The organism is Nocardia sp. CA-129566 (assembly GCF_050956075.1).
Classification (GTDB): domain Bacteria; phylum Actinomycetota; class Actinomycetes; order Mycobacteriales; family Mycobacteriaceae; genus Nocardia.
The window spans coordinates 5708721-5727150 of sequence record NZ_CP192085.1; the positions used below are offsets into that span (position 1 = coordinate 5708721).

Below are 18430 nucleotides of genomic sequence, written 5' to 3' on the forward strand. Positions count from 1 at the left end.
GCTATGCCGCCCCGGAAATCAACAAGACCGGCAACCGACACCAACCCTGCCCGCACCCAGAATGCGAAACCCCTGATCCACAAGGCATATCCGATGGTGACGCTACGCGCCGAGACGGTCAGGGTTCGATCAGTTTGGGTTCGATCAGTTCCTCGGCGGATTCGTGCCCGGCGGTACCGGTTCGGCGCAGGAAGTCGGCGACGACCTCGAGTTCGGCCTCCGAGTAGTGCGCACACAGCTCGTCCATGCGCCCGTTCATGCCCGAGAACAGGTGGAACAGTTCGGAATTGCGCTCGCGCACCCCGCGCAGCGTGACCGCGCGCCGGTCCGCCGACTCCGGATCGCGCTCGCGCACGATCCAGCCGCCTCTCTGCAATCGATCCAGGATCCCGGTGAGCGTGGCCGGATGCACCCCGGCGCGGCGGGCCAGCATCGTCGGGGACAGCGGTCCGTGCCGATTGACGAGGTCCAGGCAGGTCCAGTCGACGTCGCGGAGCTCGACCCGCCCGCCGAATCTCCGATTGAGCAGCGACAGCTGAATGTTCAGGTCGCGCAGGGCGTCCTTGACCGCGGTCGTCATTGACCGCGCTCGCAGTGTGCTGCGCTTCGTGCAGAATGTCGCCCACGTACGTCACGTCCGTGCGCAGTCGGCACTGGCGGAACGATCCACGAAACTCAGACAGTCTCGCTTCGAGGTCTGCACAGCACTGCTGACGCACGCGACCGCCGGACTCGCCGCCGACTGAGCCTTACCACGTAAACGCCGACTACCTGCGATTTCCGCCAAATTACTCCATCAAGTTGCGGCCTGTTACTACCATTCAGTCAGGTCACCCTCCGTCTGAGTCGGCGCTGCCTGTGCCCATCATGAGGAAGTTGGGATGCATCGATGCACCCGAAGCTGACACTGCGCCGTACCCGGCCATTGGCTCTGTTCGCCACGGCGGTCGTCGCTGCGATGATGCTGCCGAGCAGCGCATCGGCCGATCTACAGTCCGATATCGCCACCGCGGTTCAGGAATTCCTCGATATCGGCCGCACCTCGGTGCCGCGGGCGGACTGCGGACCGGGATCGATGCCGGAAACCGGCCTGCAAGGCGATGTTCCGGCCGCCGACCGCGACAGTCGGCGCAGCACTCAGGGCTACACCTGCAATATGTCGATGGTGGGCAACTACGCCGGGCGCGGGGCCGGCATCACCTCCACCAGCTTCGACCACTGCGCCTATATGGGTTCGTTCTTCCCCGGCGATCTGATCAGCGAGGGCCGCGGCGTCCAGGTACTCGATGTCTCCGATCCGGCGAATCCACGGCCGACGGTCACCCTGACCGAGCCCGCGATGCTGGCCGGCACGTGGGAAAGCCTCAAGGTCAATACCGAGCGCAAACTGCTGGTCGGTACGGGTGTGCCGATCGCCGAAGGCGCCGGCTACCTGTCGGTCTACGATATCTCCGATTGCGCGTATCCGAAGCTGCTGAATCCAGGGCCCGGCTCGAATCTGCTGATGCCGCTGCCGATCACCACGCACGAGGGCGGCTGGTCACCCGATGGGCGCACCTACTGGGCCTCGGGTCTCGCACCCGGCTTCGTCAGCGCTGTCGATCTCACCGATCCGGCGAATCCGCACGTCATCTGGCAGGGCCTGACCGGTATCGAGGCACACGGTTTCGGCATCAGTCCGGACGGCAACCGGATGTATCTGTCCGTAGTGGGCGGATTCACCGTGCTCGACATCAGTTCCGTGCAGCGCCGCGACCCCAACCCACAGGTCACCCATATCGGCCGCATCTTCTGGACCGACGGGTGGGCCACCCAGCACAGCGTCCCGGTGACCTATGACGGCAAGCCGTACCTCTACACCATCGACGAAGGTGGTTCGGGCGGTGTGAAACTCATCGATATCTCCAATGACACCGCTCCCAAGGTCGCCGAGAAGGTCAAGCTGGAAATCAATCTGCTGGACCATATCGACAGCAATATCGCCAGCTCCATGGGCGGTTCGGCCTTTGCCTACGAATCGCATTACTGCGCCGCCGACCGCCCGGACGATCCCACCGCGCTCGCCTGCGGCTGGATCTCCTCCGGCATCAGGGTCTTCGATATTCGCGACCCGCACAGTATCCACGAGATCGCCTATTTCAACCCGCCCGCCCGCACCGGGCAGAACCTGAGTCTGTGGAACTCGTCGCACGCCCTCGTCTCGATCATCGGCGTGCCGTTCATGAGCGCACCGTCGGCGGCACGCGCGGCGCTCGAGGGGCGATTCGATCCGTCGGACGCGCTCAGTCCGCGCACCGGCAACCTCGCCTTCGGTGATCTGTCCACCGACTGGTGCCTCTCGCCACCGGAATGGCGCGGCAACCAGCTGTATGTCGCCTGTTCCGATAACGGATTCATGGTGCTGCAGCTCGAGAACGACGTATACACCGCCCCCGCGGATCAGCGATCGACCGTCGGGTCGTGACCGTGTCCCGGTGGATCCGAGCCGCCGCGTTCGCCGCCCTCGCCTTCGCCCTGCTGGTGATCGGTGCGGCGCTGCGGCCGGTCGTGCTACCCGAAGACCACACGGCCACACCGGTTCTCAATGCGGTCGAGATCGGGTTCGCGCAGGATATGACCGCACACCATCAGCAGGCGCTGATCATGGTGCAGCGCTTGGATCGTGGCGTCGCGCCGACAGTACTGCGTCTGGCACAGCAGCTCTCGGACGCCCAGCGCATCGAGATCGGCACAATGCTGGGGTGGCTGCGGTTGGCCGACGCGCCACCGTTATCACCACACCCGATGGTCTGGATGCACGCCGATGCGGCTGCGTCGCACCATCATTCGACCGCAGTGGCCGATCGGTCGAGCGGGCACACCATGCCCGGCATGGCGAGCGCCGCCGAACTCGACGCGCTCGCGGTCGCCCGCGGCCATGAGGCCGAAATCCTGTTCCTGCAACTGATGTTCCGCCACCATCAGGGCGGAATCGCCATGGCCCGCGCCGCGGATCAGCTACTGCCCTCCGGTCCGGTCAAGGAAGCGGCGCGGTCGATGTTCCAGAGCCAGAGCCAGGAGGCGGGTGTCATGAGTGTGCTGCTCTCCCAACTCGGCGGACAGCCACTGCAATAGCCGACAACACTGGCAGGAAGCCGACCCACGCCCCGCATCGGATGCGGTCGGCCTGCGCGCCGCTACCTCAGAGCTTTCCCGGAGAGCGGGCGTATTTCTCCGAGTCCGGACCCGGAGGTATGGTCGATCTAGATCGACCGCACAGGAAGGACTGAGCGACACGTGATCCGCACCGAGGCAGTCACCGTCCCCGAACACGTGCACGGGTATCCCGATGTTGCCTTCGGCGGATATGTGGCGGGTCTGCTCGCCGGACGCTCCGAGGCCGCCGAGGTGCGCGTCGACTTCCGCGCAAAGGTGCCGCTCGAGGCCCCGATGTCGTTGCACCCCACCAGATCCGGTGGGCACGCGCTGACCGACGCCGACGGCGTACTGCTCGCCGAATCCACGCCAGCGGCACTCACCATTGCTCCCCCGCCCGCCCCGACCTGGGCCGAGGCCAAGGCCGTCACCGACGCGGCCATGGTCTCGCGCCGCGTCACCGACTGCTACGGCTGCGGCGCCGCCTGCGCACCCGGCCGCGGCCTGCGCCTACTCACCTGGGACACACCGGATCACGACCTCGTTATTGCGGCCTGGACCCCAGACCCCGGACTCGCAGATGAATCCGGCCAGCTCCCCCCGGAAGTCGTCTGGGCCGCCCTCGACTGCCCCGGCGGCTGGGCCGCGATCCGCAAACAAGGCATGCGCATGGGCGGGGTAACCGCCGCCCTCACCGCAACCCAACTCCACCCCATATACCCCGACTCGCCCTACATTTCCTACGCCTGGCCCATCACCCACCAGGGGCGCAAACACACCGTCGGCATCGCCCTCGCCACCCCCTCCGGCGACCTCTGCGCCCTGGCCGAAGCCCTCTGGATCGCACCGAAACCCTGAACCGGCATCGGTTTTCGCAGCCGAGCCGTCAGGTGCTTTCGACGAAGCGGTACCACGGGCCGTGGAAGGGTTCATAGCCGATCGCACCCGGTGCGGCTGGGGCGATGGTTGGGGCGCTGTCCGGGAAGTAGGCGAGGCCTTCGGAATTCGTCGCCGCGCCATCGAGATAGAACAGGCAGCCGCCGTCGCGGCGGGTGATGTAGGTGACGGTGTAGACGCCGAGGCGGGTACGGTGCCCGGGGTTGGCGCAGGCTGTGGCCTGGTCCTCGAGGATGGGGCGGGAAAGGCGCCAACCGGCGGATTCGGGGACCCCGTACCAGACCAGGGCGGCGAGGGTGGCGATGAGGATCGGGGCGGCCAGGCTGATGAGGATGGCGTGGTAGCGGATCAGGCCCAGGATCCCGAAGCAGACGGCGACCGCGCCGACGACCGAGAGCCCCACCCACAGCAGCACTTTGGTCGGGAAGCTGCCCTGCGCCGCCAGCTCCCAGCACAGTGCCGCGCAGAGTAGCGCGATAACGACGGTGATCACGCCCATCCAGAGCTCGAACCAGAGCGGTATCCGTCCGGGGCCGCCGCTGCTCATGTCAAGAAGATACGTCGGCGACCCCTGTCCCCGAAGGGAATCGGCGCGGCGGCGCAGAGGTTATCGCCGGGGCGAAGGAAAACCCCCGGCCGCGGCATCCAATGCGGAGCCAGGACCGGGGGTTTTGTCGCACAAGATGTTCAGCTCGGCGATTACAGCGGCGGGAAACCGGCCGAGCCGGTGGCCATCCAGTTCCAGAACTGCGCCGCACGATTGGCAACCAGAGCGAACACATCAAGGACAACGCTTCCCATAAAACTTCCTCACATCCGACTATCCCATGCAGCGCCCAGGGTAACGGATCGTTATCTGGGCCGAAACCGGTCAGCCGCCTCGTCAGGGAGCTGCCATGTGGTAAGGGAATCCCCTGCCCGGCCAGCGCCGGAGCAGGGGATTCACGAGTTGTTCAGTTGCGCAATGCGCTACACGCAGGCCAGCGCCTTGGCCTCGCGCCGACGCCGATGCAGGATCGGCTCGGTGTAGCCGTTGGGCTGCTTGGTGCCTTCGAGCACCAGCTCCTTGGCGGCCTGGAAGGCAATGCTGCCCGCGAAGTCCGGCGCCATCGGCCGGTAGTTCGCATCGCCCGCATTCTGCTTGTCGACCACCGGGGCCATCCGCTCCAGGCTGGCCACCACCTCATCGGCGGTGACCACGCCGTGGCGCAGCCAGTTCGCCATCAGCTGGCTCGAAATGCGCAGGGTCGCACGGTCTTCCATGAGACCGATATCGCGGATGTCGGGCACCTTGGAGCAGCCGACGCCCTGGTCGATCCAGCGCACCACATAGCCGAGAATGCCCTGGGAGTTGTTGTCGAGCTCCTGCTGCTTCTCCTCGGCGCTCCAGTTCGGATTCGCCGCGAGCGGGATCTCCAGGATCTGGTCGACGGTGGCGCGGCGGCCACCGGCGGCGATCTCCTGCTGCCGCTCGAACACGTCGACCTGGTGGTAGTGCGTCGCGTGCAGGGTGGCCGCGGTCGGCGAGGGCACCCACGCGGTGTTGGCGCCGGCGCGCGGGTGGCCGATCTTCTGCTCGAGCATGTCGTGCATCAGATCCGGCATGGCCCACATGCCCTTACCGATCTGCGCCTTGCCGGGCAGGCCGGTGGCCAGACCCGTATCGACATTCCAATCCTCGTAGGACAGGATCCACTGCTGGGCCTTCATCTCGGCCTTGCGGACCATCGGCCCGGCCTCCATGGAGGTGTGGATCTCGTCGCCGGTGCGGTCCAGGAAGCCGGTGTTGATGAACACCACGCGCTCGGACGCGGCCTGGATACAGGCCTCGAGGTTGACCGTGGTGCGACGCTCCTCGTCCATGATGCCGACCTTGAGGGTGTTGCGGGTCAGGCCGAGGACATCTTCGATCCGGCCGAACAGCTCGTTGGTGAAGGCCACCTCGTCGGGGCCGTGCATCTTCGGCTTCACGATGTAGACCGAACCGGTGCGGCTGTTCTTCAGCCGAGGGGAATGGTCGGAGGCGGAGCCGACGGGGCGGGTGAGCTCAGTGTCGCCTAGCAGGCTGTGCTTGGCGATCAGCGAGGTGATCAGGCCGTCCATGATGCCCTCTGGCACCTCGTTGCCCTCGGCGTCGATGATCGCGTCGGAGGTCATCAGATGACCGACATTGCGCACGAACAGCAGCGAGCGGCCGTGCAGCACCAGTTCGCCGCCGCCGACCGCGGTGTAGACGCGGTCCGGGTTCATGGTGCGGGTGAAGGTCTTATCGCCCTTGGTGACCTTCTCCGCCAGCTCACCCTTCATCAGGCCGAGCCAGTTGTGGTAGCAGAGCACCTTGTCCTCGGCGTCCACCGCCGCGACCGAATCCTCGAAGTCCATGATCGTGGTGACCGCGGACTCCAGCACCACATCCTTGACACCCGCCGGATCGGTCTTGCCGATCGGCGATGCGGGGTCGATCTGGATGTCGACGTGCAAACCGTTGTGCTTCAACAGGATCGAGGTCGGCGAGGCCGGATCGCCCAGGTAGCCGACCAGTTCCGCGCCATCGGCGGCCAGGGTGGTGACCTCGTCGTTGCTCAGCGTGACGGCCAGCTCGCCGCCATCGATCGCGTAGCGCGTCGAGGCCAGGTGCGAGCCATTGGCCAGCGGGGCGGCGGTATCGAGGAACTTGCGCGCGAATTCGATCACGCGACCGCCGCGGACCGGGTTGTAGCCGGTGCCCTTCTCGCCGCCATCGGCCTCGGAAATGGCGTCGGTGCCGTAGAGCGCGTCGTAGAGCGAGCCCCAGCGCGCATTCGCGGCATTGATCGCGAAGCGCGCGTTCATCACCGGCACCACCAGCTGCGGGCCCGCAGTGGTGGCGATTTCGGCGTCCACGTTCTGGGTGGCGATCTTGAAGTCGGCCGGTTCCGCGCGCAGGTAGCCGATATCGCCCAGGAAGCTCTTGTAGACGGCCTTGTCGTAGTTCGCGCCGGGGTGCTCGGCGTGCCAGGCATCGAGCTTGCCCTGGATCTGGTCGCGCTCGGCCAGCAGGGCGCGGTTGCGCGGAGCGAGGTCATTGATGACCTGCTCGGCTCCGGCCCAGAACGCGGCGGAATCTACGCCGGTTCCGGGGAGCGCCTCGTTCTCGATGAACCCGTGGAGAACGCTGGCCACCTGGAGCCCGCCGACTTGAATCCGCTCTGTCATCTACTGCCTCACTTTTGAGAAAGCCGGGTGGGAAAAATCGCAACCAATGTTACCCGTCGGTAGTGATGTGACGGTGCGTCGGGTCGATCGCCGCGCGGCTCTTTTGTCTGCCGCCGCGCCGAACCTTGGATGCCGGTTCGTCGGCGAGTCGCGATGAATGTCGTATGGGGATCGCCCGGACCCCTTGATTGTATCGGTCGGCAGAATTAATGTACTGACTGGAACATTTCCCGCACCGGAATCAATGGAGTGCAACGTGGCATTGCCGGAACAGTCGTTAGCGGACAAGGTCGTGCTGGTCACCGGCGGTAGCCGGGGCCTGGGCCGGGAGATGGTGCGCGCCTTCGCGGCGGCCGGAGCCGATGTGGTGATCGCCAGCCGCAAACTCGACGGCTGCGTCGAACTCGCCGATGAGGTGAAGAACACATACGGGCAGCGCGCATTGCCGGTGGCGTGCAATGTCAGCGAGTGGGCCCAGTGCGACGCGCTGACCGAGGCCGCCTACGCGGAATTCGGCCGGGTCGACGTGCTGGTCAACAATGCCGGGATGTCGCTGCTGTATCCGAGCCTGGACCAGGTGAGTGAGGCGATGTTCGACAAGGTGATCGCGGTCAATCTCAAGGGCCCGTTCCGACTGTCGACCTCGATCGGCACCCGGATGGCCGCCGCCGGTGGTGGCTCGATCATCAATATCTCCTCGATCGAGGCGGTGCGACCGGAACCGCTCGCGGTGCCCTATGCGGCAGCCAAGGCCGGATTGTCCAATCTCACCGGCGGTCTCGCGCAGAGCTTCGGGCCGACGGTGCGGGTCAATACGATCCAATGCGGTCCGTTCGCCACGGATATCTCCAAGGCATGGCCCGATGAGTTGCGGGCGGAGCTGACCCGGCATATGGCGCTGGGGCGGGTCGGACAGCCGGAGGACATCGTCGGTGCGGCACTGTTCTTCGCGACGGACGCCTCGGCCTATTGCACCGGCGCCACCCTGGCCCTGGACGGAGGATGGCGATGAAGGCACTGACTTATGCCGGCCCGCAACAGATCTCGTATATCGACGTACCCGATCCGGTGCTACCCGGCCCGGACGCGGCAATCGTCCGGGTAACCGCGGCCGGGATCTGCGGCAGCGATCTGCACATCTACGCCGGACACGGCTTCACCGATGGCACCGGGTACGGCGTCGGGCACGAGGCGGTCGGCGAGATCGTCGAATTGGGTTCGGATATCAAGGGATTCGCACTCGGCGACCGCGTACTGATATCCGCTTCGGTCGGCTGCAATCGCTGTGCGAAGTGCAAGATCGGCATCGTGGCGGCCTGCGAACGGCATCCGCTGCCGTCCGACGCCTGCTACGGCCTCGGTGGATCGCTCGCGGGCGCACAGGCCGAATATCTCGCGGTCCCGCACGCCGAGGGAAATCTCGTGCGACTACCCGACACGGTCAGCGACGAGGCCGCGATCGTACTCACCGACAATGCGCCGACCGCCTGGTACGGCGCGCGCCGCGCCCGCATCGCACCCGGTGAGACGGTGGTGGTGATCGGGCTCGGACCGGTCGGGCTGATGGCCGTGCAGTCGGCATTCGCCATGGGTGCGTCGCGGGTGCTGGGGGTGGATCTGGTGGCCGAGCGCCGCAAGCGCGCCGCCGAATTGGGTGCGGAGGTGGTCGAATCCGACGAACCCAAGGCCGTGATTCGCGAATTGCTCAGCGGCGGTGCGGATGTCGCGATCGAGGCGGTCGGTGCGGATGCGACCATCAAGCTGGCCATCAGCGCGGTCGGACATCGGGGGCGGGTGAGCGTGATCGGCGTCAGCCAAAATCGCGCCTTCCCGTTCCATATGCAGCTGGCGCAGGTCAAGGAACTCGAATTCCATATCGGACTGTGCTCGATCCAATACGAGTTGCCCGCACTGCTGCGGCTCACCGCCGCTGGCCGGCTGCGACCCGAAGCCGTTGTCACACACCGATTCCCGATGTCGGACGGCGCACACGCCTACCGCATGTTCGCCGATCGGGCCGACGGGGTGTCCAAAGTCATCCTGGATCCCCGACAATGACCGCATCGCGCAGCGATTCGATGGGGGGTGGTGGCCGGGAGACGGGCGGGCCTGCATCGCGCAGCGATTCGATGAGCGGTGGTGGCCGGGAGACGGTTTCAGCCCGGCGCCGCGGCCGCCCACCAGCTGCGGAGACCACGGCCGAGGCGACCCGAGGGCGCATCGTGGCGGCCGCGGTGGAACTGTTCGCGGAGCAGGGTTTCCACGGCACCGGCGTCGCCGAAATCGGTGATCGGGCGGGGGTGCAGCGGGGTGCGCTGTACTACCACATCGGATCCAAGGAAGAACTGCTCTGGCAGATCCTGCGCGATTACATCCACCTGATGCTCACCGACGCGCAGCGGATCGCCCGCGGCACCGACGACCCGATCAGCAAGCTGCGCAAGCTGATCCACAGTCACGTCGGCTTGATCATCGAGCACCGCCGCGAGGTCGCCATCCAATTGCGCGATGTGACCGCGCTGACCGGCGACCGCGGCGAGGAGTTGCAGGAGATGCGCGACGGGGTGCAGGAGTGCTGGCAGCGCGTCATCGACGCGGGCCACGCGACGGGCCTGCTGCGCACGAACGACCACGTGGTCACCAATAGCGTGCTCGGCATGCTCAACATGGTGACCTTCTGGTACCGCCCGCACGGCGGCCGCTCCCCCAGCGAGATCGCCGACATCCTCGCATCCACCGTCCTCGACGGCATCGTGACAACGACAACGAAAGGCTGACCATGGCTTGGGATTTCGAAACCGATCCGGAATATCAGCGCAAACTCGACTGGGTGGCGGAGTTCGTCCGCACCGAGGTGGAGCCCCTCGACCTGCTCTACCCGAATCCCTATGACCGCACCGATACCGAGGCGATGGCGCTGATGCGGCCGCTGAAGGAGAAGGTCAAGGAGCAGGGGCTGTGGGCGTGCCATCTGGGACCCGAACTCGGCGGCCCCGGATATGGGCAGCTGAAACTCGCACTGCTCAACGAGGTGCTCGGCACCTCGGTCTGGGCGCCGTCGGTATTCGGTTGCCAGGCACCGGATTCCGGTAATGCGGAGATCCTCGCGCATTACGGCACGCCGGAGCAGAAGGCCAAGTACCTGGAGCCATTGCTGGCCGGTGAGATCGGTTCCTGCTATGTGATGACCGAACCGACCGGCGGCTCGGATCCGACGCTGTTCAAGACCCACGCGGTGCGCGACGGCGACTCCTGGGTCATCAACGGCGAGAAGTGGTTCAACTCGAACGCGCAGTTCGCCAGCTTCCACATCGTCATGGTGGTCACGAATCCGGATGTCAGCCCGTATCAGGGCATGTCGATGTTCATCGTGCCCGCCGACACCCCCGGCCTCGAGATCGTCAAGAACTTCCACGTACACGGCTTCAGCGAGCACGAAGGCCACCTGCGCTTCACCGATGTCCGGGTGCCCGCCGACCATCTGCTCGGCCAGGAGGGGATGGGCTTCATCGTGGCGCAGACCCGGCTCGGTGGCGGTCGCGTACACCACGCCATGCGCACAGTCGCGTTGGTCCGCAAGGCCTTCGACATGATGGCCGAACGCGCCGTCTCGCGGCCCATGCGCAAGGGACCGCTCGCGGGACTGCAGATGACCCAGGAACGCATCGCGGACAGCTGGATCGAGATGGAACAGTTCCGCCTGCTCGTACTGCGCACCGCTTGGCGCATCGATAAGGAACAGGATTATCTGAAGGTGCGCAAGGATATTGCCGCCATCAAGGTCGCCATGCCGAAGGTCATGCACGATATCGCCCAGCGCGCACTGCATCTGCACGGCGCCATCGGCGTCAGCCAGGACCTGCCCTTCGTCGACATGATGAACTACGCCGAGGTCATGGCCATCGCCGACGGTCCGACCGAGGTACACAAGATCACCCTGGCCAAGGAGGTCCTGAAGGACTACACGCCGGGTGACCCGGTATACCCCAGCGGCTACCGCCCCGCACTGCGCGAACAGGCGCGCGAACTCGTCGCCCGCCGCCTCGAGCACATCGTCGGGAACCTGTAGTCGCTACGATGCGACCGCCGGGCGATCGGCGGTCGTTCGTGTGGGCACCACAGCCGCTCGCCACATCGGGCTCGCTCCGGTTGGGCCGTCGTGTCACCAGTTCACCGTGCAGCCGTTCTTCGTCATCGGGTTATCGCTCGATTCAGCTGGGCTGAGTCACCGGATGGACCTCCGGCTGACACACGTCGATCGTGGTCGCCACCGGCACGGTTTCGGTCGTATTCGGCGGGGTCACCTGCAAGCTGGTGTAGCTGGGGCAGTTGTTCCCGGCCGCGTCGACGGCGACGCCCTCGACCATCGCCACCACGCCGTGATCACGATCGAGCACGATGGTCGGCGGCGCATCGACACCCTCCGGAAGTCCGCCGAGGTATCCGCGCAGCGAACGGGCGGCGTGCACCAGCGGGCCGCCCGCACCGGAATCCACGCCGGGATATCCGGTGAGGGTGCACGGACCGCTGGCCTGGACCAGCGAGAAGTGCAAAGTGACGCTGCGGTGCCCGAGACCGGCCGACTGTTCGCCCGCCCCCACAATGACCTGACCGTCGGCACACGCTGGCACGGCATCGGTCGTGCGGCCACTGGACGGTGCACTCGGCGAGCCAGCCGACGGCGTGCCCGACGCCCCGGCCGGTGCGCTCGTCGGCGGCGCGACCGAGGCCGGAGCCCCGGTGTCCGTTGTCCCACTCGAGCACCCCGCGACGGCGACCACCGCCGCGCACGCGAGCCACGGCACGCACTTCATCTTCGACATAGAACACTTCCTTGCGCTGTCGGTCGACGCAGCGCCGCAACAGTATTCGGCGCGGCACCGCGATGGATATCTCCGATCAACACGCACGATCCCCCCGGCCGGACGAGCCTGTCGAGCTGTTATCGGCCGCAACCACACCGAACGTTATCGTGCACACCCGAACCAGCGGTCTAGGCTGAATGCCCCGGAGGTAACCGAGTGATCGCATACGAGATACGGCGGGTGCACAGCTGCGAGTTCTGCGGCACCGACGACCAGACCCTGGCCACCCACAATTCGGTGGACCTGGCAAAGTCGACCGCCGAACAAGACGCCGGTCTCGCACTGGACTGGGAGTGGTCCACCCCCGACCGCGAGTGGCCGCTGTGCGCCGACCCCGGGGACGGCGTCTATCGCTACTACATCTACGCGCGGGAGGCCACGGCCTGACGGCAGTCGCGGTACTACGAGGCGCGCGTCGCCGGGTCCAGCGCATTGCTGGGATCGGAATATCCCGCAACAGGACTCAATCGCAGCACCGACGGCATCCGCCGGGTGAGCGCGGACGGCCCGCTGAACACCACTCGGCCCGTTCGCATTGCGTGCGGAAGCGGGATGCGGCCCAGCCAAACCTGGTACAGCGAATCGACATCGGAGCTGATGGTGACGTCGATCGGATAACCGGGATCGGAATCGCAGACCGAGGCGACGCCGGATTCGATGACGATCCAGTAGCGATGGAAATCATCGGTGAACCGCACACACAGCACCTGCCGCTTACCCGGAAGCGAGGACGTATCCAGCCGCGAATGCATCCACCACACCAGCAGACCCGCATCCAACTCATCGGGCCGCGGTTCGCCGAAGGTCCAGCGCGCACCCCATTCGCCGAGGCCGAACAGGATCGGCTCCAGTTCCTGGCCGGCGGCGGTGAGCAGGTATTCGGTGCCGACCTTCTCGATCAGTCCGGCCCGCTCGAATTGGCGCAGCCGTTTGGCGAGCAGGCTGCGCGATAGCCCCGGGAGAGTCCACTTTCTGGACTATTCGGTTATCGCGACCGTTTCTAACTTCGAAACATGACGACTATCGCCAATGACATCACCGACACCACCACCGACTGGATCACCCTGACGCGCCGGGTGGGGGAAACCCTGCGCGCCGATGTGGCCCGGCGCGACCGCACCGGGGACATCTCCGTCGAGGCCTTCGACCTGCTGCGCGCCACCGGACTCTCCGCCGCGCTCATACCGATCGAATTCGGCGGTGGCGGCGTTTCGCACCACGATATGGGCGAGATCCTGCGCGAACTCGGCCGCCACGACCCGTCCACCGCGGTCGCCTTCGCGATGCACACCCATCTGGTGGCCGCGCAACTCTGGCGGCACAACCACGGCATCGACGCGTCGGCGGTACTCGGCAAGGTGGCCGCGGGCGCGATCCTGGTCAGCACCGGCGCCTCGGACTGGGTCGAATCCAACGGCCGGGCCGAGCGGGTCGAGGGCGGCTTCCTGATGAGCGCGCGCAAGGCGCCCGCCAGCGATTGCCAGGTCGGCGATGTGGTGGTGACCAGCGTCCGTCGCGGCGACGCGCCGCAGGGACCGCAGGTGCTGCACTTCGCAGTACCGCTGGACGCCGCCGGCATGCGCATCGAAAAGACTTGGGACACCATTGGTTTGCGCGCCAGCGGATCGCATACGGTGGTCTTCGAGGATGTCTTCGTTCCCGATGCCGCGATCTCGCTGACCCGCCCCGCCGACGTGTGGCCCCCGGTGCTGAACGTAGTGATCGGCGCGGCCCTGCCACTGGTGCTGGCGGCCTATCTCGGCGTCGCCGACGCCGCGATCGAGTTGACCGCCGCACTCGTGGCCGAGCGCACCGAGCCGCACACCTTCCAACTCGCGGGCGAAATGATGAACGCGCACACCACCGCCGCGGATCTGATCGCCGCGATGCTCGCCGATTCGGACAATCTGCGGTTCGACAACACCGATGCCTACGCCGCGCGCATCCTCAGCCGCAAGACCGTCGCCGCCGACGCACTCGTCGAGACCGTTCGCTTGGCCGTTGAAACCGTTGGCGGCGCGGGCTTTTCGCGCACCTGCGAACTGGAGATGTGGTACCGCGACATCCACGGCTGCCTGTTCCACCCGCTGCCGCGGGCCAGGCAGACCCGGTTCACCGGGCGCGTGCTGCTGGGTCACACACCGATCGGTTGACCCGACCCGATCGCCCGGAATCCCCGAACGCGGGACGAAAGCTTGTCGAGGGGGTTGAATGGATGCTCACACGATGATGCGTGGGAGGGGAAACCATTGGTGGCTGTCACCACCACAATCGTGGACCAGGCGACCGACGCTGCCTAGTCCGCGATGAAGGAGCCGCGCACCCTCGCCCGCGGCTCCTTCATCTCCCGGTCCGCACCGGCAAGCCGCCGCCACGCCGAGCTAATAGCCAGCATTGCCACATTCGGCGAGATTGTCCGACCTTCACCGTGCGGTGGTCCCACATTTTCTCCTGGTCAGACCGTACGGTTGTGTTCGACGCGACGGCAGCAGTCGCGTACGGCCCCTCGGCCGCTTCGGAACCAGCAACCCGAGGTGTGGACCATGTTCATGCGCAAGTTGATCGGAGCAGTGGTGGGAACAGTCATGGTGGGTGCGGCGAGCGCGCTCGCCTGTGCGGGTGCGGCCACGGCCGCACCAGAATGCCCCGACCTGTACGTCGTGGCGATACCCGGCACCTGGGAGACCTCCGACGCCAACCCCGGCGAGGGCATGCTCGCGAGCGTCACCGATAACCTGCCGCCCAATACCCGCACCGACTATGTGACCTATGCGGCGACCGCATTCCCGTGGGAAACCGATGTTTATGGGCGCTCGAAGCGGCAGGCCATCGATATTGCCCGCGGCCTGGTCACCGCGATGGTCCGGCAGTGCGGCGCGACGAAGATCGCACTGATCGGCTACAGCCAGGGCGCCGACGCGGCGGGCGATCTCGCCGCCGAAATCGGCACCGGCACGAGCCCCATCCGGCCCGAGCGCATCGTCGCGGTCGGCCTCATCTCCGATCCGCGCCGCTCCCCCACCGACGCGCTCGTCGGACCGGCGGTGGACGGCGCCGGTGCGGGCGGCCCGCGCATCGGCGGCTTCGGCTTCCTCACCCCGAAGACCAGGACCATCTGCGCCGTCGGCGACCTCTACTGCGCAGCTCCACCCACCGATTTCGCCACCCGCGTGGCCGGATTCCTGGCCCAGGCCTCCGATCCCGATCCGGCGCAGCTGTGGCGCTATCAGCAGGAGGCGGATGTGATCATCGACGACCTGACGGCGACCGGGGTGGTCCCGCTGATCCAAAACCAACTCGCCGATCCGGAAATGCACGAGCGCAAACAGGAATTCGAGCGGTTCTACAACTCGTTCGTGCACCAGAGCTACCCCGCCTACGTCGTGGACTCCGATGGCGCGACCGCCACCACGTGGCTGCGGCAGTGGCTGGTCGGCCTGTCCTGAAAAACCCGTCGCCAGCGGTGGGCACGCTGTGCCACCATGGATTTCGATGACGATCACCCGATACCGCCGGTGATCGAAGAGCGTCGGAAAGGAGGAGGCGGCCGTGACTATTGTCGTATCGAGCCAGCGTCGGCATGACGCGCGCGTAGAGCGGGTAACCCGCCGCCTCCCGGCCGGTAACTGACCGACCGCCGCCTCCTCCCGATTCGCTCGCTCTCCCCCGAAACATGGTGATTCCCATGACGTTCCACCGTGCCACCGATCCGGTGGTGTTGACTGTCGACAACTGGATACACACCCGAGTACTGGTGCTCAATGCCAGCTACGAGGCACTCACCGAGATCAACGCCGAACGGGCCGTGGTATTGCTCGTGCACCGCGCCGCGGAGTCGATCGCGGATCGCGATCCGCACTTCCCGATTCGGGCCGAACACGTCGAGCTGGCGCTGCCGGAGACGATCCGCTTGCTGCGCTACGTCTACCTCGACCACGTGACACGGGTACACGACGGCAGCCGCGCGACAGTGGCCGGTGTGCTGCGCCGGGACAACCACCGATGCGGTTACTGCGCGTCCTGGGCGCGCACCGTCGACCACATCCGGCCGCGCAGCCGCGGTGGTCCGAACACCTGGAACAACCTGATCGCCGCCTGCGCACCGTGTAATTCGACCAAGGCCGACCGCACGCCGGAGGAGGCGGGCATGCGGTTGCTGTGGGAGCCGAAGGCGCCCAACGATATGGCCAAGCGACAGCAGCGGATCTGGAAGCAGCTGGCCGCCACCTGAGCCGAGAGAGAAAGGGGAAGGCTCGAAATGACCGTCGAATTGGAGATCAACGCAGTTGTCGATCTGACCGACCTGCTCCCGCTCTCGGATTCCCGGGAGTGGCATCGGGCGGCCTGCCGTGGCGACCCGAATCACGAGGCGTGGTTCCCGTACCCGTCGCAGGACTTCACCTACGCGCGTGAGGTTTGCGCTGGCTGCCCGATCCGCGATGCCTGCGGTGAATTTGCCGCGCGCACCGGACAGTCCGGGGTTTGGGGCGGACACGAGTTCGATCGCGGACGGATGATCCGCCCCTGATCGGGGCCGATTCGTTCGACCGACCCGCGATCGGTCCCGACAGCCCGCCACGTCGTGCCGATGCATTCGTACCCGGGAGCACCGGCACGGCAAATCTCGCGTGACCATACACTGATGCCCGTGGGCACACATCGCAGCGGAACCAGGTCCCGGGGCGTCAGCAAAGGTCCGGTTATCGCAGTGATCGCCGTTCTGCTGCTGGTCGCGGCGGTCTTCGCGTTCTTACAACTCAGCGATCGCGCGGCGAATCGCGACAAGTCGGCCGCGGCCGAGTGCAAGGAAGGGGCGTCGACGCTGTTCGTCACGGTCGATCCGGAACTCGTCGACCCGGTGCGCGCCGCCGCCGACCGATACAACGCCACCGATCCGAAGGTGCGCGATCACTGCGCGAAGGTGGCGGTTACCGCCCAGCCGTCCGCCGCGATCGTCGCCGGATTCACCAACGGCAAGCCGTGGAACAGCGCGCTCGGACCGCAGCCCGGACTGTGGATCGCCGATTCGATGCGCTCCATCGAATCCATGCGCGTACCCGGCCTCATCGAGGGCAATCCGGCACCCGTCGCACTGAGTCCCATCGTGCTCGCGGTACCCGATGAGCTGCAGCACGCGCTCGAACAGGCCAAGATCACTTGGGCGGATCTGCCACGGTTGCAACAGGGTTCGCTCGACGATCTCGGTCTGTCGGGCTGGGGTGGACTGCGGATGGCACTGCCTGTCGGCGACGCGACCCTCGCCGCGGCGGCCGCGGTCGGCTCGGCGATGTCGGGTACCGATCCGCTCAGTGACAAGGCCGCACAATCCGGTCAGGTCATCGCCGCGGTATCCGGGCTCGCCGTCAAGGCTCCGCAGGCGGCCGATACCGCGGCCGCGCTGGCCGGTCTCGGTGGTGCGAGTTCGACCATCCATGCGGTGGCCGCTACGGAGCAGCAACTGAAGTCGCTCGGCGGTACGGCCACATTCCGACCCGTGGGAACCGCACCGGTCGCCGATCATCCGGCCGCGCTGATGTCGGGAGCCTGGGTGGACAAGACGCAGAATCTGATCGCGTCGATATTCGCCGACTACCTCCGTGCGCCCCAACAGTCCGCGGCCTTCACCGCCGCCGGATTCGCCGCGGCACCGGCGGCTGCCGCACCCGCGCCGCCGCGGACCGCACTGGACAAGGTCCGCGCCACGCTCGCCAATCCTGTTCTCGGAGTGCAGGCTACGGTGCTGCTCGATGTCTCGTCCTCGATGGGCACTACCGATGGATCCACTACCCGGCTCTCGAATGTCCTTGGCGCCCTTCGCTCTACGATGAATGTGATGCCGCCGGACTTCGGCCTCGGCGTATGGACCTTCGGCAAGAACCTCGATGGAACCAAGCCGTACCAGACCCAAACTCCCACCGCGGCGTTGAGCGACCAGCAGCGCACCGCACTCGATACGGCGCTGGATACGGTGCAGCCCACCGATTCTCGCCCCGACCAGGCCTACCCGGCACTGCTGGCCGCCTACCGCGCCGCGGTCCAGGGATACACCGCAGGACGTACCAATTCGATCCTGCTGATCACCGACGGCCCCGACGACGACTCCACCATGACCGGAGCCAAACTACTCACCGAACTGACCGCCGCCATCGACCCCGCCCATCCGGTCCGTATCGATGTGATCGTCATCAGCGGTAATGGCACCGAAACCCTGCAAACCACCGCCCAGCGCACCGGAGGCACCTACACCCGCCTCTCGACCTCCGACGACATCAGCTTCGGAACCGCGGTAGTCCACGCGCTGACGACACCATAGGGGCTGAGATGAGTCCTGCTGTCCC

18 protein-coding genes and 1 pseudogene are annotated in these 18430 nt (G+C 66.4%); 13 read left to right on the plus strand and 6 right to left on the minus strand.

Going from position 1 to position 18430, the window contains the following annotated elements; genetic code table 11:
* Positions 1 to 118: 118 nt before the first annotated feature.
* Positions 119 to 580, minus strand: a complete 462-nt coding sequence (locus tag ACQP0C_RS24675; RefSeq protein WP_433723525.1) for a MarR family winged helix-turn-helix transcriptional regulator — start codon at positions 578 to 580, stop codon at positions 119 to 121.
* 309 nt (positions 581 to 889) lie between these two features.
* Between ACQP0C_RS24675 and ACQP0C_RS24680 the strand changes: the two genes are divergently transcribed.
* The 3 genes from ACQP0C_RS24680 (at position 890) to ACQP0C_RS24690 (ending at position 3993) form a co-directional block, all read left to right on the plus strand.
* Positions 890 to 2464, plus strand: coding sequence for an LVIVD repeat-containing protein (locus ACQP0C_RS24680; protein ID WP_433723527.1), 1575 nt, complete (start codon positions 890 to 892; stop codon positions 2462 to 2464).
* Positions 2461 to 3114, plus strand: coding sequence for a DUF305 domain-containing protein (locus tag ACQP0C_RS24685; RefSeq protein ID WP_433723529.1), 654 nt, complete (start codon positions 2461 to 2463; stop codon positions 3112 to 3114). The genes ACQP0C_RS24680 and ACQP0C_RS24685 overlap by 4 nt, the downstream gene beginning before the upstream one ends.
* Before the next feature lie 162 nt (positions 3115 to 3276).
* The gene (locus tag ACQP0C_RS24690; RefSeq protein ID WP_433723530.1) at positions 3277 to 3993 is read left to right on the plus strand and encodes a hypothetical protein; all 717 of its coding nucleotides are present in this window, start codon (positions 3277 to 3279) and stop codon (positions 3991 to 3993) included.
* 28 nt (positions 3994 to 4021) lie between these two features.
* On the opposite strand, the gene ACQP0C_RS24695 is transcribed toward ACQP0C_RS24690, so the two are convergent.
* Together ACQP0C_RS24695 and ACQP0C_RS24700 are read right to left on the minus strand one after the other, a co-directional pair.
* Positions 4022 to 4579: a hypothetical protein gene (locus tag ACQP0C_RS24695; protein WP_433723532.1), complete on the minus strand. Its 558-nt coding sequence runs from the start codon at positions 4577 to 4579 to the stop codon at positions 4022 to 4024.
* A 422-nt stretch (positions 4580 to 5001) separates the two neighbouring features.
* Complete coding sequence (locus tag ACQP0C_RS24700) at positions 5002 to 7227, minus strand: malate synthase G (protein ID WP_433723533.1); 2226 nt, start codon at positions 7225 to 7227, stop codon at positions 5002 to 5004.
* A 256-nt stretch (positions 7228 to 7483) separates the two neighbouring features.
* On the opposite strand from ACQP0C_RS24700, the gene ACQP0C_RS24705 reads away from it, so the two are divergent.
* The 4 genes from ACQP0C_RS24705 to ACQP0C_RS24720 all read left to right on the plus strand — a co-directional run bounded on the left by ACQP0C_RS24705 (position 7484) and on the right by ACQP0C_RS24720 (position 11296).
* Complete coding sequence (locus ACQP0C_RS24705; protein ID WP_433723535.1) at positions 7484 to 8239, plus strand: SDR family NAD(P)-dependent oxidoreductase; 756 nt, start codon at positions 7484 to 7486, stop codon at positions 8237 to 8239.
* Positions 8236 to 9285 carry an alcohol dehydrogenase catalytic domain-containing protein gene (locus ACQP0C_RS24710; protein ID WP_433723537.1) on the plus strand — a complete coding sequence of 350 codons (1050 nt, stop codon included), beginning with the start codon at positions 8236 to 8238 and terminating at the stop codon, positions 9283 to 9285. Before ACQP0C_RS24705 ends, ACQP0C_RS24710 begins: the two co-directional genes overlap by 4 nt.
* A 71-nt stretch (positions 9286 to 9356) precedes the next feature.
* On the plus strand, positions 9357 to 10004 hold the full coding sequence (locus tag ACQP0C_RS24715) for a TetR/AcrR family transcriptional regulator (protein ID WP_433734644.1): 648 nt from the start codon (positions 9357 to 9359) through the stop codon (positions 10002 to 10004).
* A 2-nt stretch (positions 10005 to 10006) separates the two neighbouring features.
* Complete coding sequence (locus ACQP0C_RS24720) at positions 10007 to 11296, plus strand: acyl-CoA dehydrogenase family protein (protein ID WP_433723539.1); 1290 nt, start codon at positions 10007 to 10009, stop codon at positions 11294 to 11296.
* Between the two features lie 142 nt (positions 11297 to 11438).
* Here the strand turns inward: ACQP0C_RS24720 and ACQP0C_RS24725 are convergent, their stop codons facing one another.
* Positions 11439 to 12050, minus strand: a complete 612-nt coding sequence (locus ACQP0C_RS24725) for a DUF4232 domain-containing protein (protein WP_433723541.1) — start codon at positions 12048 to 12050, stop codon at positions 11439 to 11441.
* 198 nt (positions 12051 to 12248) lie between these two features.
* Here ACQP0C_RS24725 and ACQP0C_RS24730 point away from each other — a divergent pair, with 198 nt between their 5' ends.
* Positions 12249 to 12479: a hypothetical protein gene (locus ACQP0C_RS24730; RefSeq protein ID WP_433723543.1), complete on the plus strand. Its 231-nt coding sequence runs from the start codon at positions 12249 to 12251 to the stop codon at positions 12477 to 12479.
* A gap of 14 nt (positions 12480 to 12493) precedes the next feature.
* Here the strand turns inward: ACQP0C_RS24730 and ACQP0C_RS24735 are convergent, their stop codons facing one another.
* Together ACQP0C_RS24735 and ACQP0C_RS24740 are read right to left on the minus strand one after the other, a co-directional pair.
* On the minus strand, positions 12494 to 12844 hold the full coding sequence (locus ACQP0C_RS24735) for an SCP2 sterol-binding domain-containing protein (RefSeq protein ID WP_433723544.1): 351 nt from the start codon (positions 12842 to 12844) through the stop codon (positions 12494 to 12496).
* A 111-nt stretch (positions 12845 to 12955) separates the two neighbouring features.
* Positions 12956 to 13033: pseudogene (locus ACQP0C_RS24740) on the minus strand (winged helix-turn-helix transcriptional regulator); the annotation flags it as partial.
* Positions 13034 to 13105: 72 nt separating this feature from the next.
* Here ACQP0C_RS24740 and ACQP0C_RS24745 point away from each other — a divergent pair.
* The 5 genes from ACQP0C_RS24745 (at position 13106) to ACQP0C_RS24765 (ending at position 18405) form a co-directional block, all read left to right on the plus strand.
* Entirely contained in the window at positions 13106 to 14245 is a 1140-nt protein-coding gene (locus tag ACQP0C_RS24745) for an acyl-CoA dehydrogenase family protein (protein ID WP_433723546.1), read from the plus strand.
* 390 nt (positions 14246 to 14635) lie between these two features.
* On the plus strand, positions 14636 to 15538 hold the full coding sequence (locus tag ACQP0C_RS24750) for a cutinase family protein (RefSeq protein WP_433723548.1): 903 nt from the start codon (positions 14636 to 14638) through the stop codon (positions 15536 to 15538).
* A gap of 239 nt (positions 15539 to 15777) precedes the next feature.
* On the plus strand, positions 15778 to 16323 hold the full coding sequence (locus tag ACQP0C_RS24755; RefSeq protein WP_433723550.1) for an HNH endonuclease: 546 nt from the start codon (positions 15778 to 15780) through the stop codon (positions 16321 to 16323).
* Between the two features lie 27 nt (positions 16324 to 16350).
* On the plus strand, positions 16351 to 16620 hold the full coding sequence (locus tag ACQP0C_RS24760) for a WhiB family transcriptional regulator (protein WP_433723552.1): 270 nt from the start codon (positions 16351 to 16353) through the stop codon (positions 16618 to 16620).
* A 120-nt stretch (positions 16621 to 16740) separates the two neighbouring features.
* Positions 16741 to 18405: a VWA domain-containing protein gene (locus ACQP0C_RS24765; RefSeq protein WP_433723554.1), complete on the plus strand. Its 1665-nt coding sequence runs from the start codon at positions 16741 to 16743 to the stop codon at positions 18403 to 18405.
* Positions 18406 to 18430 lie beyond the last annotated feature (25 nt).